17 protein-coding genes are annotated in these 17,702 nt (G+C 61.4%); 9 read left to right on the forward strand and 8 right to left on the reverse strand.

Features of this window, described 5'->3' with window-relative positions; translation table 11 throughout:
- Window positions 1-24: 24 nt before the first annotated feature.
- The 3 genes from BUE92_RS06305 (at window position 25) to BUE92_RS06315 (ending at window position 3,112) form a co-directional block, all read left to right on the forward strand.
- Complete coding sequence (locus BUE92_RS06305; protein ID WP_073522614.1) at window positions 25-624, forward strand: short chain dehydrogenase; 600 nt, start codon at window positions 25-27, stop codon at window positions 622-624.
- Between the two features lie 96 nt (window positions 625-720).
- Complete coding sequence (locus tag BUE92_RS06310; protein ID WP_073522615.1) at window positions 721-1,392, forward strand: COG3650 family protein; 672 nt, start codon at window positions 721-723, stop codon at window positions 1,390-1,392.
- 106 nt (window positions 1,393-1,498) lie between these two features.
- On the forward strand, window positions 1,499-3,112 hold the full coding sequence (locus tag BUE92_RS06315; RefSeq protein WP_073522616.1) for an NAD(P)/FAD-dependent oxidoreductase: 1,614 nt from the start codon (window positions 1,499-1,501) through the stop codon (window positions 3,110-3,112).
- Between the two features lie 132 nt (window positions 3,113-3,244).
- Here BUE92_RS06315 and BUE92_RS06320 read toward each other — a convergent pair whose 3' ends face one another.
- Complete coding sequence (locus BUE92_RS06320; protein ID WP_073522617.1) at window positions 3,245-4,339, reverse strand: PLP-dependent cysteine synthase family protein; 1,095 nt, start codon at window positions 4,337-4,339, stop codon at window positions 3,245-3,247.
- A gap of 216 nt (window positions 4,340-4,555) precedes the next feature.
- On the opposite strand from BUE92_RS06320, the gene nhaA reads away from it, so the two are divergent.
- Window positions 4,556-5,740: a Na+/H+ antiporter NhaA gene (nhaA, locus tag BUE92_RS06325; RefSeq protein WP_073522618.1), complete on the forward strand. Its 1,185-nt coding sequence runs from the start codon at window positions 4,556-4,558 to the stop codon at window positions 5,738-5,740.
- A gap of 171 nt (window positions 5,741-5,911) precedes the next feature.
- Here the strand turns inward: nhaA and BUE92_RS06330 are convergent, their stop codons facing one another.
- The 6 genes from BUE92_RS06330 to dinG form a co-directional block, all read right to left on the reverse strand.
- Window positions 5,912-6,376: a glycine zipper 2TM domain-containing protein gene (locus BUE92_RS06330; protein WP_003189251.1), complete on the reverse strand. Its 465-nt coding sequence runs from the start codon at window positions 6,374-6,376 to the stop codon at window positions 5,912-5,914.
- Between the two features lie 265 nt (window positions 6,377-6,641).
- Complete coding sequence (gene pdxH, locus BUE92_RS06335) at window positions 6,642-7,289, reverse strand: pyridoxamine 5'-phosphate oxidase (RefSeq protein ID WP_073522619.1); 648 nt, start codon at window positions 7,287-7,289, stop codon at window positions 6,642-6,644.
- 27 nt (window positions 7,290-7,316) lie between these two features.
- Window positions 7,317-8,471 (reverse strand): OmpA family protein, encoded by a 1,155-nt coding sequence (locus BUE92_RS06340; RefSeq protein ID WP_073522620.1) that lies wholly within the window; start codon window positions 8,469-8,471, stop codon window positions 7,317-7,319.
- Between the two features lie 142 nt (window positions 8,472-8,613).
- A complete protein-coding gene (locus BUE92_RS06345; protein ID WP_060764380.1) occupies window positions 8,614-9,759 on the reverse strand; it encodes a serine hydrolase domain-containing protein in 1,146 nt (381 codons plus the stop codon).
- 82 nt (window positions 9,760-9,841) lie between these two features.
- Window positions 9,842-12,139, reverse strand: a complete 2,298-nt coding sequence (locus tag BUE92_RS06350) for a beta-galactosidase (RefSeq protein WP_073522621.1) — start codon at window positions 12,137-12,139, stop codon at window positions 9,842-9,844.
- Between the two features lie 88 nt (window positions 12,140-12,227).
- Entirely contained in the window at window positions 12,228-14,372 is a 2,145-nt protein-coding gene (gene dinG / locus BUE92_RS06355) for an ATP-dependent DNA helicase DinG (RefSeq protein WP_073522624.1), read from the reverse strand.
- Between the two features lie 99 nt (window positions 14,373-14,471).
- On the opposite strand from dinG, the gene BUE92_RS06360 reads away from it, so the two are divergent.
- Window positions 14,472-14,936: a CopD family protein gene (locus BUE92_RS06360; RefSeq protein ID WP_073522625.1), complete on the forward strand. Its 465-nt coding sequence runs from the start codon at window positions 14,472-14,474 to the stop codon at window positions 14,934-14,936.
- Window positions 14,937-15,053: 117 nt separating this feature from the next.
- Here the strand turns inward: BUE92_RS06360 and BUE92_RS06365 are convergent, their stop codons facing one another.
- Window positions 15,054-15,812 (reverse strand): collagen-like triple helix repeat-containing protein, encoded by a 759-nt coding sequence (locus BUE92_RS06365; protein WP_073522626.1) that lies wholly within the window; start codon window positions 15,810-15,812, stop codon window positions 15,054-15,056.
- A 179-nt stretch (window positions 15,813-15,991) separates the two neighbouring features.
- Between BUE92_RS06365 and BUE92_RS06370 the strand changes: the two genes are divergently transcribed.
- Genes BUE92_RS06370 through BUE92_RS06385 form a run of 4 tightly spaced genes read left to right on the forward strand, consistent with a single transcriptional unit; the run spans window position 15,992 to window position 17,665 of the window.
- Window positions 15,992-16,489 (forward strand): DUF6231 family protein, encoded by a 498-nt coding sequence (locus tag BUE92_RS06370; protein WP_073522627.1) that lies wholly within the window; start codon window positions 15,992-15,994, stop codon window positions 16,487-16,489.
- A gap of 4 nt (window positions 16,490-16,493) precedes the next feature.
- Window positions 16,494-16,964: a YchJ family protein gene (locus BUE92_RS06375; RefSeq protein ID WP_073522628.1), complete on the forward strand. Its 471-nt coding sequence runs from the start codon at window positions 16,494-16,496 to the stop codon at window positions 16,962-16,964.
- 21 nt (window positions 16,965-16,985) lie between these two features.
- Complete coding sequence (locus tag BUE92_RS06380) at window positions 16,986-17,468, forward strand: LEA type 2 family protein (RefSeq protein WP_054897983.1); 483 nt, start codon at window positions 16,986-16,988, stop codon at window positions 17,466-17,468.
- Entirely contained in the window at window positions 17,465-17,665 is a 201-nt protein-coding gene (locus tag BUE92_RS06385) for an SEC-C metal-binding domain-containing protein (protein WP_003189235.1), read from the forward strand. The genes BUE92_RS06380 and BUE92_RS06385 overlap by 4 nt, the downstream gene beginning before the upstream one ends.
- The last annotated feature ends 37 nt before the right edge of the window (window positions 17,666-17,702 follow it).

Consider the following 17,702-nt stretch of genomic DNA (forward strand, 5'->3'; position numbering starts at 1 on the left):
TCGTTAACCCAGAGGAACAGAACGATGAAAATCCTATTGATCGGTGCCAGCGGCACCATCGGTTCAGCGGTCAAAGCGGAACTGGCCCAACGCCACGAAGTGATCAGCATCGGCCGCACCAGCGGCGACTTTCAGGTGGATATCAGCGATAGCGCCTCGATCCGTAAGCTGTTCGAGCAGACCGGTAAGTTCGACGCCCTGATCTGCGCGGCAGGCAGCGTCAACTTCGTGCCCCTGGGAGACATGAACGACAGCGATTTCGAATTGGGCCTGCGTGACAAGCTGATGGGCCAGGTCAACCTGCTGTTGATCGGCCGTGAGTACGCCAACGATGGCGCTTCATTCACTTTCACCAGCGGCATCCTGAACCGTGATCCGATCCGCACCGGCGCTTGCGCGGCGTTGGTCAACGGTGCTCTGGACGCCTTCGTCAAAGCGGCGGCCATTGAATTGCCACGCGGCCTGCGTATCAACTCGGTCAGCCCGACTGTGCTGCTGGAAGCCATGGGCAGCTATGCCCCTTATTTCCGTGGCTACAAACCTGCCCCCGCCGCCGATGTGGCGCTGGCTTACGCAAAAAGCGTCGAGGGCCTACAAACTGGTCAGACTTTTATCGTGGGGTGAGGGTGAGTGCTGTAAGAAACGCCTGAAGCTGGCAAGCGGGCTTGTGATGCACGGCCAGCCTGCGTAACGTGGCGGCACTTGCCTGGAGACCCGATAATGCGCGCCGCCCGTACCCTCGTCCTGTTTGCCTTGCTTCCTGTATTCGCCGCCTGCCAGTTGTTCGAAAGCGAGCCGGCCAAGCCATCGACTGTCGGGCTGACCCGTATGCAGGGTGAGTTGACCGCGGTGGACGGCAAACTGCTGTTCCAGCCCTGCGGCGACCAGCGTAGCTACGTGGTCAACGACACCGGCGGCACCAGCGTCCTGCAGGAAGCCGCCTCGCTGGCCGGCCAGCAGGGCATGCTGTTTGCCGACCTGCGTGGCAAGTTTTCCGGGGTCGCCAGCGGCACCCAGGGTTCAGTAGACCTGCAACAGCTGTATCGCGTCGAACGCTCGACCTCAGCGTGCTCCGACCCGGACTTCAAGCGCATGATCCTGCGGGCCAACGGCCATAAACCCGCCTGGGCAATGAATGTCACGGCCAAGGGCATGGTACTGGAACGCGAAGGCCAGCCACCTTTGGCAGTGCCGTACGTCGAGGAACAACTGGGCGACGGCCGCTTCAACCTGATGACCGAAGCCAATAACCAGCACATCGAACTGTGGGTGGCGCCCCAGCGCTGCGTCGACAGTGTGAGCGGCAGCCTGCAACACATGAGCGCCGAGTTGCGTGTGAACGGCCAGGTGCAGCGTGGTTGCGCAGCATTCGGCGGCTCGCGGGACGACTGATTAGGCCCTGTGCTGTTTTAACCTGACGGAAACTTGCCATTGGGGCTTATAATCGCCGGTTTGCAAAACAGCCGGCCTCCTTGCCCGCCGCCTACCGGATCCTGTCATGTTACGAATCACCGAACTCAAGCTGCCCATCGACCATCCCGAAGAAGACCTGCGCACTGCCATCGTGCAGCGCCTGGGCATCGCCAGTGATGACCTGCTCGATTTCACCCTGTTCAAGCGCAGCTACGACGCGCGTAAAAAGACCTCTGAGCTGTGCTTCATCTACACCGTCGACCTGAACGTGAAGGGTGAAGCCGCCCTGCTGCTCAAGTTTGCCGACGACCGCAATGTCAATCCGGCACCGGATGTCAGCTACAAGGTGGTGGGCCAGGCGCCGGAAGGCCTGGCTGAGCGGCCAATCGTGGTGGGCTTCGGTCCCTGCGGGATCTTCGCCGGGCTGCTGCTGGCACAGATGGGCTTCAAGCCGATCATCCTCGAACGCGGCAAGGAAGTGCGCCAACGCACCAAGGACACCTGGGGCCTGTGGCGCAAAAGCGTGCTCAACCCCGAGTCCAACGTGCAATTCGGAGAAGGCGGCGCAGGCACCTTCTCCGACGGCAAGCTGTACAGCCAGATCAAGGACCCGAAATTCCACGGTCGCAAAGTGCTGCACGAGTTCGTCAAGGCCGGCGCGCCGGAAGAAATCCTCTACGTCAGCAAGCCGCACATCGGCACCTTCCGCCTGACCGGCGTGGTGGAAAACATGCGCGAGCAGATCATCGCCATGGGCGGTGAAGTGCGCTTCGAGCAGCGGGTCACCGACGTGTTGATCGAAGACGGCCAGTTGAACGGCGTGGTCATCGATGGCGGCGAGCAGATCCTTTCCAAGCACGTGATTCTTGCCTTGGGCCACAGCGCCCGTGACACCTTCCGCATGCTCCACGACCGTGGCGTGTACATGGAAGCCAAGCCGTTCTCGGTGGGTTTCCGTATCGAGCACCCGCAGTCGCTGATCGACGCCGCACGCCTGGGCAAATACGCTGGCCACCCCAAGCTGGGCGCAGCGGACTACAAGCTGGTGCACCACGCCAAGAATGGCCGTTCGGTCTACAGCTTCTGCATGTGCCCGGGCGGCACCGTCGTGGCTGCGACCTCGGAACCCCATCGTGTCGTGACCAACGGCATGAGCCAATACTCGCGTAACGAGCGCAATGCCAACTCCGGCATCGTGGTAGGCATTACCCCCGAGGTGGATTACCCAGGTGGCCCGCTGGCCGGTATCGAGTTGCAGGAGCGCCTGGAGTCCCACGCCTACATCCTCGGCGGCAGTAACTACGAGGCCCCGGCGCAACTGGTAGGTGACTTCATTGCCGGCAAACCCTCCACCGCACTGGGCAGTGTGGAGCCGTCCTACAAACCTGGCGTGTCGTTGGGCGACCTGGCCCTGGCCTTGCCGGACTTCGCCATCGAAGCCATCCGCGAAGCCTTGCCGGCGTTCGAGAAGCAGATCAAAGGTTACTCGCTGCACGATGCGGTGCTGACCGGCATCGAGACTCGCACTTCGTCACCCTTGCGCATTACCCGCGATGAGTCGATGCAGAGCCTGAACGTCAAAGGCTTGTTCCCGGCCGGTGAAGGCGCGGGGTATGCAGGTGGGATTCTGTCGGCGGGTGTCGACGGGATTCGGATCGCCGAGGCGTTGGCGCGGGATATGCTCGGCATCGAGGCCTGAAGCACTCTGTCGGCAAGCATAAATCCAGTGTGGGAGCTGGCTTGCCTGCGATACGGTGGTCCAGTCGATAAACTTGTCGACTGACATTCCGCTATCGCAGGCAAGCCAGCTCCCACACTGCTTTGTAGGATGTCAGATATTAGCGCGCAGGATGTTAGCGGGTAGCGCCTCACCGCGTTCGACACTCGCCGCAACTGCCGCGATCAACCCTTCCAGCTCATAGCCCTGCCCCGCCAGCCACGCTTGATCGTAATAGGTCGTGGCATAGCGCTCACCGCCATCGCACAAGATCGCGACGATCGACCCCGACGCCCCCGCCGCTTTCATCTGTTGCGCCGCCATCAGCGCACCGATCAGGTTGGTCCCGCTGGAACCGCCAACCCGTCGCCCCAGACGCTCAGCCAGGTAATGCATGGCCGCCAGGGACAATGCATCCGGCACCTTGACCATGGCGTCAATCACCGCCGGCAGAAACGATGCCTCCACCCGTGGGCGACCAATCCCTTCAATCCGCGAGCCACAGTCCAGGCGCAGGCTGGCGTCACCACTCTGGTAGAAGTCGAAGAACACCGAGCGTTCGGCATCGGCACACAACACCCGCGTGCAATGCTGGCGATAACGCACATAGCGGCCCAGGGTCGCGGTGGTGCCGCCGGTGCCAGGGCTGGAAATCAACCAACTCGGCTCCGGGTGTTGTTCAAAGCGCATCTGCTGGAAGATCGACTCGGCGATGTTGTTGTTCGCACGCCAGTCGGTGGCACGTTCGGCGTAGGTGAACTGGTCCATGAAGTGACCACCGCTTTCCTGGGCCAGGCGTTCGGATTCGGCATAGATCTGCGTCGGGTCCTGGACCAGATGGCTCTCGCCACCGTAGAAGGCGATTTGGGCGATCTTCTCTTGGGACGTCGTAGCGGGCATGACGGCAATAAACGGCAAGCCGAGCAAGCGCGCGAAATAGGCTTCCGAGATCGCCGTGGAGCCGCTGGACGCTTCAATCACAGGAGCACCCGGCTTGAGCCAGCCATTGCACAGCGCATACAGAAACAACGAGCGCGCCAGCCGGTGTTTCAGGCTGCCGGTGGGGTGGCTGGACTCATCCTTGAAGTACAACTCGATGCCTGGCAAACCCGGTAATGGCAGCGGGATCAGGTGGGTATCGGCGCTCCGCTGGAAGTCCGCTTCAATGATACGAATGGCTTCGCGGGCCCAGGTACGGTGGTCGCTCATGGTGGGTTCTCTAAAGGTTTTCAGCGGTGATCTTAGGATGTTTCCTACACTTCACACAGATACAGTGACGACGCAATTGGACACACAATTGCTAGTCTTTGGCCCACCGATGCCCTGGCCCATCTCTTATAACAAATAAGAATATAACTTTTGTTTTAACAACTAACGGTACGGGTTAGGGTACCCACCTATTGAACCTGGATTGGAGAGCATCCCTTGCCTCTGCGTAGCACTTTCACCCGTTTCTTCCAGCTGGAAGCCGCCAGCGGCCTGTTGTTGATCGCCGCTGCCGCCTTGGCGCTGATCATCAACAACTCTCCGTTGTCGCACCTGTACAACGCCTTTCTCGACACGCCGGTAGTGGCACAGGTGGGCGCGTTGAAAATCGCCAAGCCAGCGCTGCTATGGATCAACGATGGCCTGATGGCCCTGTTTTTCCTGCTGATCGGCCTGGAGGTCAAACGCGAGCTCCTGGATGGTCACCTGTCCAAGCCTTCCCAAGTGGTGCTGCCTGGCGCAGCGGCCATCGGCGGCATGGTGGTGCCGGCGCTGATCTACTGGGCGCTTAACAAGGACAACCCGGCCGCCCTGGCCGGCTGGGCGATCCCTATGGCCACCGACATTGCCTTCGCGCTGGGCGTTCTGGCCCTGCTGGGCAAGCGCGTACCGGTGTCGCTGAAGCTGTTCCTGATGACCCTGGCGATCATTGATGACCTTGGCGCCATCATCGTCATTGCCTTGTTCTATTCCGCTGACTTGTCCACGGCATCCCTGGTGGGCGCGGGGGCGTGCTTGATTGCGCTGATTGCGATGAACCGCCTGGGCGTGATCAAACTGGGGCCGTATATGATCATCGGCCTGATCCTGTGGGTGTGCGTGCTCAAGAGCGGTGTGCATGCGACCTTGGCGGGTGTAACCCTGGCGTTCTGCATTCCACTGCGCACCAAGAATGCCGAAACCTCACCGCTGCTGAGCCTGGAACACGCCCTGCATCCGTGGGTGGCCTATGCCATCCTGCCGCTGTTCGCGTTCGCCAATGCCGGTGTGTCCCTCACCGGTGTCAGCCTGGAGAGCTTCACCCACTCCGTACCCATGGGCATCGCCGCCGGCCTGTTGATAGGCAAGACTGTCGGTGTGTTCGGCCTCACCTGGCTGGCGATCAAGACCGGCATCGCCTCACTGCCTAGCGGCGCCAATTGGGGCCAGGTACTGGGTGTGGCGATCCTGTGCGGGATCGGCTTCACCATGAGCCTGTTTGTCGGCTCCCTGGCGTTTGTGCCAGGCGCCAGTGAGTTTGCCGGTGAAGATCGCATGGGGATTCTGACCGGGTCGATCCTGGCGGCCTTTATCGGATACGCGGTGACGGCGATGGCAAGTCGCAAGAAAGCCGTCGTTGCATGATTGAAGTCAGTCAGTTGTAGGAGCGAGCTTGCTCGCGAAAAACTTACAGGCGCCGCGTTCATTCATTGAGCACGCGTTATTGTTAACGTTTTTCGCGAGCAAGCTCGCTCCCAAACAAAACCCCCAACCGGTCACCCGGTTGGGGGTTTTTCTTCGCCTGTAGCTTAAGGCTTAGCGAGTAACGCGGCTGGTACCGTCGACGGTCATGATGCGTACGCGGTCGCCAATGCGGAAAATTTCATTTTCCTGCACGGCTTGTACGTAGGCACGCATGCTGCCGTCGTCTTCGCGCACGGTGATTTCCACACCCTGGGTACGGGTCAGGCCTTCTTCGGTGGCCGAGCCCAGCAGGCCGCCCGCAACTGCGCCGATCACAGCAGTCACGATGCTGCCACGGCCGCCACCGATGGCGCTGCCGCCAACGCCGCCAATGACTGCGCCCGCGGCGCCGCCGATTGGGGTTTTGGTGCCTTCGATTTTCACTGGACGCAGGGATTCGATGGTGCCCATGCGAACGGTCTGTACACGACGCGCCTCATCACGAGAGTACGAGTCGCCGGTCAGACTCGAGGCGCAGCCACCCAACAGCAACGACAGGGTGGTAAAGCAGGCAACTAGTAAAACGGACTTACGCATAGCATCAACTCCAAAGGACAGGTATTCATTAAACGCTGTGGCTTGGCGCGTGTCACGGCGCACCAGGCAGAAACTTGCTTTCATTCAGCCTGAGTACAGACTGCCAGCACCAGAGAACTCGACGAACGGTAACCAAGCCAGGGTACAGAACGATGCCATAACCGGCTCGATCAGTGTAGCCGCACAGCCGAAAGCGTCCGAAGTCTCTTGAACAGAGACTTCGACGCAACGGTGCTGATTCAGGTGGGATGACGAAAGGTGACGCTCAGGGCGCCAGGCGCTCGCGGCACCATTGGCCGTCTTGCAAGCGGTAGTTGAGGCGATCATGCAGGCGGCTGGCGCGGCCTTGCCAGAACTCGATGCGCTCAGGCAGTAAACGGTACCCACCCCAATGCTCGGGGCAATCGGGCTGGGTATCGCTGAAACGCTCTTCAGTGGCCTTGAGCAGCGCCTGCAGCTCTTCGCGATCACGAATGACTTTGCTCTGCGGAGAGGCCCAGGCGCCCAGGCGGCTGCCCAACGGGCGCACCTGGTAATAAGCATCCGACTCTTCAGGCGCGACCTTGACCACGCGTCCTTCAATGCGTACCTGGCGCTCCAGGGTTGGCCAGAAGAAGGTCATGGCCGCAAACGGCCGCGCCGCGAGTTGCTCACCTTTGGCGCTCTGATAGTTGGTGAAGAAGGTAAAGCCCTGTGCATCCAGGCCCTTGAGCAGCAGGATACGGCAGTGCGGGCGACCGTCCTGGTCGACCGTCGCCAGCGTCATGGCATTGGCCTCCACCGGGGGCTGTTCGGTTTTCACCGCATCGCCAAACCATTGGTGGAACAACGCAAACGGCTCGTCCGGGGCCTGGGCCTCGCTCAAACCGTCCCGTGTGTAGTCACGGCGCATATCGGCCAGTGCCTGGGTCATGCGGCTTTATCCTTGTGGTTCGACAGCTCAGTTTTTCGCCTGGTCGTTCGAAGCGGGTGCCGCCTTGGCTTTTGCCGTGGCAGGTTTCTTCGCTGCCGGCTTGGCCGCAGCCTTTTTAGCCGCTGGCTTGGCCGCCGCTTTCTTGGCCGTGGCCTTTTTGGCAGGCGCTTTTGCCGCCGGTGCTGGCGCAGGCACATTCTGCACCGCGACCATTTCGGCTACGGGCGGGGTCTTGCCGGAGTTGTACTTGCTCAGCAGTGCCAACATCGTTGTACGCTGAGTGAACATGATTTCCATGCGACGGTTCAGCGCACGCCCCTGATTGCTGTCGTTGGCGGCACGCGGCATAAGGTCGCCCATGCCACGCAGCATCAAGCGATCCTGTTTCAGACCACTCAGGCTGAAAATCGAGGCAATGGACTGCGCGCGTTCCTTGCTCAACGCCTGGCTGGCCGGGGCGCTGCCCGTGGCATCAACGTGGCCCAGCACCAGTACGGCGGTCTTCGGGTCAGCTTCAACGGCCTTGGCCACCCGCGTGAACGGGCCCAGGGTCACCGGCAGCAACATGGCCGGACGCTTCGGGTTGTAGGAACCGTCTACCGGGGCAATCACCACCAGGGTGTTGTCACGGCGCTCCAGTTGCAGGTTGCTGTCCTTGATCGCCGCACGCAGGCGTGGTTCGTATTCGTCCAGCCAGGCTTGGGTGATCTTCGGGTCAGGCATTTGTACATTGGTCACATCGACCTTGGCCAATGGCTTTGGCTTGCTTTCGAACGGCCACCACCAGCGCGGCTCGCTGTCGGTCTTGGCCACGACAGGCGCCGCGTCCGAGGCCGGGGTTGCCGCCTTGAGGTCGGCTTTCAGGTCGGCCTTGGCGTCGGCGGCTTTTTCTTCGGCGCTCTTGGTGGAAAACGGCCACCAGCTGTAACCGGTGTCAGCCTTGGCGGCCGGGGCAGGTGCAGCAGCAGCGGCGACAGGTTCAACAGGCTTGGCACCGGCGGCCGGCTTGGCGTCGGGTTTGGCATCTGGCTTGGCGTCGGTCTGGGCCACTGGATCCTTGGTCGCAGCTTTTTCAGATCCAAATGACCACCAATGCCCACCTTCGGCATCATTCTGTGGAGTTTGTGCACAACCCGTAATAGTGAGGCACAGCGCCAGTGCCAAAGACTTGTTCGATAACATGAGATATCCACAAAATGAGAAAAACCAGAGGGTCGCGGGACCCGTTAAATAGACGCTAAAAGAACATTCAAGTTACAACATGTCGTTCAGCATCTTTTTTATACTTGCCTTTGTAACAAAAAATTGTGAAACAGCAAGGGGTTTATAGACAACCGGCCAATATTCCGACCAACTTCTGGGCCCGCGGGTCCATAAGTACGTAAGGCCCCAGGGTATTAGTCACAAAACCGAAGGCTACATCATGTTCTGGGTCGGCAAACCCGACCGAGCCTCCTGCCCCGGGATGCCCGAATGCACGTGGCCCAAGGCCGAACGTGGCATTGGGCAACTGCGGTTGATCCAACATGCAGCCCAGGCCGAAGCGGGTTTGGGTCAATAAGGTTTTATCCAGCCCGATACTGTGCTCGCGGGTCAATTGTTCGAGCATGTCGCTTTCCAGCAAACTACCGTCCAACAAACCACTATAAAACCCGGCCAGGCTGCGCGCATTACCGTGGCCATTCGCCGCAGGCTGCTGCATGCGTCGCCATTCGGGCTTATTAGTGCTGGTCAGAATAGACGGTGGGTTGGCAAATGCACGGGTAGTCATCGCCGCCGGCTCGCGCATCATTACTTGAAGTAACCGTTGCGCGGCTTCATCCCCCATAGTGCCTTTGCTGCGCGCTATATGAGCGACTCGATAAAACTCTTCATCCGCCAGGCCTACATGGAAGTCCAGCCCCAATGGGCGTGCCACCCGCGCCACGATCGACTCCCCCGGCCCGCGCCCGTCGGCGCGGCGCAACAATTCGCCAACCAGCCAGCCGTAGGTGATCGCCTCATAGCCGTGGCCCTGGCCCGGTGTCCACCACGGGGCCTCGGCCGCCAGGGTATCGACCATCAACTGCCAGTCGTACAGAGCCTCGGTGGGCAGCATTTCGCGGATGGCAGGCAGCCCGGCCTGGTGGCAGAGCAACTGGCGCAACGTGATCGCGTCCTTGCCAGCAGCGGCAAACTCCGGCCAGTACTCGGCCACCGGCGCATCAAGCTTGAGCTTGCCTTCGGCCACCAGTTGCAGGGCAGTCACTGCCGTGAAGGTCTTGGTGCAGGAGAACAGGTTGACGATGGTATCGCTGTGCCAGGCCTCGGCACCGTCCTTGTCGGCCGTGCCGGCCCACAGATCGACGACGGTTTGCCCACCGATCTGGATGCACAGCCCGGCACCACGCTCCTGGGGGTCATCGAACAGGGCGGCGAAAGCTTCGCGCACCGCTTCGAACTGCAGCTCGTAATGACCCTGAATCTGCACCTGAACCCCCTAGGAAAACGCCATCAAAAGTGGTCGCCATTCTTTCAGCCATTGTAGGTTTTGTGAACCCGTCAACGATGAATCAATGCCCATTCCCAGCGTGCCCACCGGCATGCCCAGCGCCCTGCCCCGCGCCATTGCCGTCGCGCCCCGGTTTGCCGGCGTCACTTTCACGCGTCGCTTGGGTGGCCTTGGCTTTTTGCGCCTCACGCCCTAATTGGTCGAGCGCGGCCAGGTTGCTCTTGCGCACCATCTCGACAAAGCCCTGGAAGGGTACATCGGTGATGCCGACCAGGCCGAAATGGCCGTTTTCACCATCCAGCAGACGCCCGGTTACCGGCTGGTCCAAATACTGGAACCAATGCACTCCGACAATCGACGGCTCGGCCACCGCCTGCTTGAGGAAGGTGGAGTACGCCGCGCCGCGGTCCTCTTCGCGGGCCAGTTGCGTCACGCCGCCCCAGAACGGGCCGCGGTCGGCGGAGCCAAAGTTGAATTCGGTGATCAGTACCGGTTTGTCCAGCGCACGCAGCGCGGCGAAGTCATAACCGTCCTGGGGTTTCAAGGTGTACATGTTGAAGCTCAGCACGTCGCAATACTGCGCGCACGAAGCGACGGCCTCGGGCGTGCTCACCGCAAAACGGCCGCCCAGCAACAGCTGGTTGGGCGCATGCCACTTCAGCGAATCGGAAATGGTCTTGAAGTAAGCATCGGCGAAGGTCTTCTGGAAATACTTGAAGTCGGCTTCGATTTCCGGGTGTTCAGGGCTGGGCATCGGCGGCTCGAAGCCTGGGTCTTCCATCAGCTCCCAACCGGCCAGGTGAATACCCCAGGCTTTGGAAAGGCCCTCTTCATTGCGGTATTTATCGCGCAGTTGCTTGAGGAAGGCGCGCTTGGCCGGCACGTCGGTGGTCATGCGCAGGGTGCCGTACGCCAGGGCGTAGCGGGATTTTGCATCCTCGCCAGGACCGGCCCAGGCCAGTTCGTTGTCGGCAAAGAAACCGATCAGCCAAGGATCGTCGCGGTGATCGCGTGCGGCAATAGCCACTGCGCGCTCGGTGGCCATGGCAAAGCGCGGGTCGAACGGGTCGGGCATGCCGCCCCACCAGTCGGTGCCGGTGCTGATGCTGGCATAGTCACCGACAATCGACAGCGGCAAGGTGTACGGCACGCGGTCGGCAGTGGCCAGGTCCGGATCGCTCCAGTTGCCGACGGTGTTGAAGCCCCAGGCTTGCAGGCGATCGAGGGTATGGGTCACCCAGCGTGGCTGGTTCAACGCGTCACCGCCGTAAGTGCGCTGCAAGTTGGCCCCATAGAAATCGTACCAACGCCCCGAGCCAAAACCTCGGCCTTCACCGGCGCCGTTGCCGGTGCGGCTGTCGTCGCTGCCGTAGTACTTATCAAAGGGTTCGCCGGCCTTGGGCAGCGCCGCGAACATCCACTCGCGCCCCGCCACGTAGGTCTGGCTGTTGTCCGGCGCCACGGTGTTCACCCCCAGGGAGTAGAACGGATGCCCGTCCGGCGTCACCAGGTACCAGCGGCCGTCGCGCTTCTGGGTGCGGAAAAAACCGCTGGCGTCGAAGGCCGGGCCCTTTTTCCAGCCACCGTATTGATCCAGGGAGGACTTGTCCCGCTCGGCCAGCCAGGTCTTGAGCTGCTGTTGTTCCTTGGCGGCCGATGCCTTGAGTTGCTCGTCGCTGCTGACCTTCTCCGGCCAGCGTGCGCGGCTGGATTGGCCATAGGCATCCACCAGTTCAGTGTAGGCAGCCTTCAATACCGGTTCGCTGTCCTGCACGCCAAAGCGCTCCAGCAGGATACTTTGAGCGGCATTGGGCTTGAGCATCGACAGGGTCACCGAGACGACCTGGCTGCGGTCGATTTCCCCGGCGCTGGCGGCCAGCAATACCCGCTGGCCATCCACGGTCATCGGCATCGGCGGGCCGGCCTTCATGCCCTGGCTCAGCGGTGAGTTGGCTTGCAGCGGGACGAGCAACGTCTGGGCCGGGCCGGCCGGAAGGTCGATGCGGCTGACGAGCGTCTTGCCGTCGGCGCTCTGCACCTTGACGTAAAGGGTCAGCGCCCAGTTCATCGCGCTCTGGATACGCAGGCTCATGGCGCTCGATTGCGACCAATCCCAGGTACCCGTCTGCGGGCTGAGCACCAGGCTCGGCTCGGCCGCTGGGTTGAAGGTGATGCGGCGCAGCACCTCGCCTTCGGGCGTTTGTTCGGCGTTGTATTGCGGCAGGCTGGCGTCCTGGGTCGCCACCTTGACCACATCGGCAGGCCGGACGAAGTTGAACAGCGTTTGTTGCCCCTCGGGCGCCGCCATCAAGGGCGTCGCGAACAGCAGGGCAAAAAGAGCGGGCAGCGTGCGAATCATACGAACAAGGTTCTCCCAAACGGCCGGTGACTGGCCTGGTGATAGTGATGAGATAGACCACAGAGTGGGCGAATCCGCCCACGGTGGCTTAAGAAATTTCGCGCCTGAATGGCGGCAATGCATTGAGGATCGCCTTGCCATAGCGCTGGGTGACCAGGCGACGGTCGAGCAAGGTGATGGTGCCGCGGTCTTCTTCGGTACGCAGCAGACGCCCGCAGGCCTGCACCAGCTTCAGTGAGGCATCCGGCACCGAGATTTCCATGAACGGGTTGCCGCCCCGGGCTTCGATCCATTCGGCCAGTGCGGCCTCGACCGGGTCATCCGGCACCGAGAACGGGATCTTGGCGATCACCACGTGTTCGCAGTAGGCACCGGGCAAGTCCACGCCTTCGGCAAAACTGGCCAGGCCGAACAACACGCTGGAATCCCCACCGTCGACCCGCGCCTTGTGCTTGTTCAGGGTTTCCTGCTTGGACAGGTTACCCTGGATAAACACCTGCTTGCGCCAGTCGCGGTCGAGGCCGTCGAACACGTCCTGCATCTGCTTGCGTGATGAGAACAACACCAGGGTGCCCCGCGAACCTTCCACCAGGGACGGCAGATCACGGATGATCGCGGCCGTGTGCGCCGCCGCGTCCCGTGGGTCGGCCTTGAGGTCTGGCACCCGCAGTACGCCGGCGTCGGCGTGATGAAACGGGCTGGGCACCACGGCCGTGACGGCCTTTTTCGGCAGGCCGGCGCGCATGCGGAAGCGGTCAAAGGTGCCCAGGGCCGTCAGCGTGGCGGAGGTTACCAGGCAGCCGTAGGCGACGTTCCACAGGTTGCGGCGCAACATTTCGGCGGCGAGGATCGGACTGGCATTGACCTCGATGTCGAACAGCGCACCGCTTTCCGACAACGTCAGCCAACGGGCCATGGGCGGGTTGTCTTCCGGGTCTTCGACGGTGAAGGCGGTCCATAGCTCCCAATTGCCTTGGGAACGAGACAGCAAACTGCCGAACAAGGGATACCACTCTTCGGCCTGGTTGCTGGCGATGCCGATATTGACCTCGCCATCCATGCCTTCCTTGAGCAAATCCGTCAGGCGGGTGAACAGGTCGGTGAGGCGCGAAAAGCCTTTCTTAAGCTCGATGCCCATTTCGCGCATGTGCTCGGGAATCATTCCGCCGACAAAACGGTGGCGCGGGCGCTCGCGGCCCTCGACGTCTTCGCCGGGCTTGAAGTCTGCAACCTGCTCGCAGGCGCTGAACATGAACTGCTGCTGGGTCTTGATCTCGCGCGCCAGCTCCGGCACTTGCTCAATCAACTTGCCCAGGTCGCCGGGCAATGGGTGCTGGGCCAGCAACTTGGTGAGGTTCTTGGCAGTGGTTTCCAGCCAGTCGGCCGTGGAGCGCAAGCGGGTGTAATGGGCGAAATGGCCAATGGCCTTGTCTGGCAGGTGGTGGCCTTCGTCGAACACATAGAGGGTGTCGCGTGGGTCGGGCAGTACCGCGCCGCCACCCAGGGCCAGGTCAGCCAATACCATGTCGTGGTTGGTGACGATGACATCTACCTTGCCCATGCCTTCGCGCGCCTTGTAGAAGGCGCACTGGCCGAAGTTGGGGCAATGGCGGTTGGTGCATTGGCTGTGGTCGGTGGTCAGGCGCGCCCAGTCGGAATCTTCCAGGGCGGTGGGCCAACTGTCGCGGTCGCCGTCCCATTTGTTGCCGGCCAGCTTCTCGATCATGCTGGTAAACAGCTTCTGGCTGGCCTCATCCACCTCGATCTTGAAGCCTTCTTCTTCGAACAGCGAGGCGGTGGCCGTTTGTGCGTGGCCTTCCTGCAGCAATACGTCGAGCTTGGACAGGCACATGTAGCGGCCACGGCCCTTGGCGAGGGCGAAGGTAAAGTTCAAGCCGCTGTTGCGCATCAGGTCGGGCAAGTCTTTGTAGACAATCTGCTCTTGCAGCGCGACGGTGGCGGTGGCGATGACCAGGCGCTTGCCAGCGGCCTTGGCCGTGGGGATCGCGGCCAGGCTGTAGGCCACGGTCTTGCCGGTACCGGTACCGGCCTCGACGGCCACTACCGCAGGCTCACCCTCGCGGCGGCCTTCGTCGTCGGTGTCGATATCCCCGAGGACCTTTGCCACTTCGGCGATCATCAGGCGTTGGCCGTAGCGCGGTTTCAAGCTCTTGGCTTCGAGAAAACGCGAATAGGCGCCCTGGATCGTGGTTTTGAGTTCAGTGCTGATCATGGATAGTCGGGCGCAAAAAACGCTGGATAAATTTTCAGTGGTTCGGATCGGCCGCTATCATACCCCGCTAATTAATCCCGCGCAGAACGGAGTACCACAATGACCGCGTTTAGCCTCGCTTACACCCTGCATGTACTGGCCGCCCTGATCTGGGTCGGCGGCATGTTTTTCGCCTGGATGATCCTGCGCCCCGCCGCCATGGCGGCGCTTGAGGGCCCTGCGCGGCTCAAGCTATGGGCAAATGTGTTTCAACGTTTTTTTGTATGGGTATGGGTGGCGGTGGTGCTTTTACCGATCAGTGGCATTGGTTTGCTGCAACTGCGCTTCAGTGGTTTTGAGACCGCGCCGCGTTATGTGCAGGTGATGATGGGGTTGTATCTGGTGATGACGGCTTTGTTTATCCGCATCCAGGCGTTGAAGCTCCCGGAGCTGAAGGCAGCGGTGGCGGCTGAAGATTGGCCGGCGGGCGCGGCTGCGCTGGGGCAGATTCGCAGGTTGGTGGGGATTAACTTGGTCGTGGGGTTGGTGGTGGTGGCGGTGGCTTCGGCTCGGCCGATGTTCTGAGCTGTTGGCTTGCCCTAACGCTTGTAGGAGCGAGCTTGCTCGCGAAAAACTCACAGACGCCGCGTTTATTCAGGAAGCACGCGTTATCGTTGACGTTTTTCGCGAGCAAGCTCGCTCCTACAGCCGCTGAATAGTCACAGACCCCGCAGGCCCAGCCGGCCCCGGTTGCCCTTCCAACCCTGGCCGGCCCTTTTCGCCGCCGTCCGCGCGGTACACCAGGCAGCCCTTGGACTGCCCGCCCTTGCCGGGTTTACCCGCAACCCCCGCCAGGCCACCCGGCCCGCCATCGACCAACACCTTGATCTGGTCAGCCGGGAACTCCTGCGGCAACTCCAGGCGCACCTGCGCGCCCGCCGCCCCTGGCCGGCCATCGCCGCCGTTATCGCCATTGAAACCGCGCCCGGCTGAACCCCAGGTGCAACCCGGGTCCACGCCGTTGGCACCATCCAGGCCAGCATACCCTTGGGCCCCAGCGCCACCACGGGCATCCACCGACAGCGCTTCGGCGGTCAGCGAATTAATGCGCAAGGTCAGATCACGCCCAGCCTTGGCGGGTTTTTCGTGGGTGCCGGGAGCGCCCCGAGAAGTGATCTGGCTACCGTGCTCCAACTGCGCCTCGCGTACCTGCATTTGCAAGGCGGTATTGCCGGGCACAATGGTGATACGTGCGTCGCGCCCCAAGTGCAACTCGTCCACCGTGACCTGGCTGATGGTGGCCGGAATCAGCAAGGTGCCGTAGTCCGCGACGTCCAGGCGCTCGAGCTGCAACACGCTGGTGCTGCTGGGCAAGCGCATCAACGAATGGGTTTCGACACTGACGCTCTGGGCCAGGGCAACGGGGCTGACCAACAGGGCCAACAGAAAAACCTTACGCATCATGGGGCTCCTGACTGTTTTCAAATTTTTCTTTGAGCGCACAGTAACGACTTCTACCGGCGATTTGCCAGTGAAGGATCAAAAAACTTCAGTTCCACCTCGGTGGGTATCGACCGCCGCGCTCTAGGCCCACGCGCCCAGCCGCGCTAGTCTCTACGGTCTTGATGCGAGGATCTGCAATGACCGCTGGAATTTCTGCCCGTACGCCCCAACAAGCCTTGGCGGCCCTGCTGGACCTTCACAGGCCAAAACGTCTGCTGTTAGTGGGCGCCAGCCAATTTCCGGCGCTGGATGCCTTCCGGGCTGCGCACCCGGATACCGAGGTGTTCTATGCCGCGCCAGGGCCGTTGCCGGAAGACCTCGCTGTGCAGCGCTTTGACCTCGCGCTGGTGGTCGACTGCCTGGAGCACCTGTCCAAACCCCAAGGCCTGACCCTGCTCGGAGGCATCCGTAACCTCAACGCCAGCCGCATTGCCGTGCTGGCCGACCTGGTCGCCTGCGGCTGGAAGGACACCGACTTTTTCTCCCTGGCCCTGCAAGCCGGCGAACGCTTCCAACGCGATGATCAGGTGCTGACGCTGTTTACCTATGATCTGCTTGACTATAAACAGGTGCCGGACTGGCTCAACGCCCGCTTCTGGGCCAACCCGGAAAACTTCGGAAAGTATTGGTGGTAACCCGATGAGTACATCCATTTGCCCGTGCGGCAGCGGCAATCTGCTGGATGCCTGCTGCGGCCATTATCACGCCGGTCACCCGGCGCCCTGTGCCAGCGCGCTGATGCGCTCGCGCTACAGCGCCTATGTACTGGGCCTGGTCGATTACCTGGTCGCCACTACGCTGCCTGCGCAACGGGCCGGCCTGGACCGCGACGCCATTGCCGCCTGGAGTGCCCAGAGCACCTGGCTGGGCCTGGAGGTGGAAAGCTCCGAGGTGTTCGGCGGCCAACCGGAACACGCCTTTGTCACCTTTACCGCGCGCTGGCACGACGCTACTGGTGAACATAGTCACCGCGAGCAGTCTTCTTTCGTACAGAATGGGGGGCGCTGGTACTTCATAGACCCAACGGTAGAAGTGAGGGCCGGACGTAACGATGCCTGTTTGTGTGGCAGTGGGCAGAAATTCAAGAAGTGCTGTTCCAGTTACTTCTAATCACCCGACGGGGATAGCGCCATGCTTCGGATGTATAGCTTGATGCTGGCGTTGACCCTGGGCCTGACCGGCTGCGCGTCCTGGTTCGAAGACGACGCGCCGCCACCCCACGTTTCCCTGGTAAAGGTCGAAGTTGTACGGGCCAAGCTGCTGGAGCAGAAGTTCAAGCTGTACTTTCGCGTGGACAACCGCGACGACGCCGACCTTACCGTGCGTGGCCTGGTCTACAAGGTCAGCCTGGGCAATCTGGTGTTGACCGAAGGCGAGTCCAACGAGTGGCTGACCGTACCGCCACGCGGTCATAAATTCTTCAAGGTCTCTGTGCGCACCAACCTCTGGCCACAGGTGCGTGAGGTGGTGCAGATGCTGAAAAATCCCGACCGGCCCGTGCCTTATCGTTTGGAAGGCGAACTGAAAACCGGATTATTCATCGGTAATGACGTGCAGGTGGCACACAATGGCGAGATAATCCCCGGCGATTTTATTCCGGAGCAACATCGATGACACAGCAACCCCATGTCCATGGTCCTGACTGCAACCACGATCATGACCATCATGATCACGACCACGGCCATGTCCACGGCCCGAACTGCGGCCACGCTCACCAAGAGCCGGTGCGCAATGCGTTGAAGGACGTCGGTCGCAACGATCCTTGCCCGTGCGGCAGCGAGAAGAAATTCAAGAAGTGCCACGGCGCTTAAACCGCACGAGTAGGAGCGAGCTTGCTCGCGAAAAACG

Origin of the sequence: Pseudomonas fluorescens (assembly GCF_001902145.1) — a bacterium.
GTDB classification, from domain to species: Bacteria; Pseudomonadota; Gammaproteobacteria; order Pseudomonadales; family Pseudomonadaceae; genus Aquipseudomonas; species Aquipseudomonas fluorescens_BV.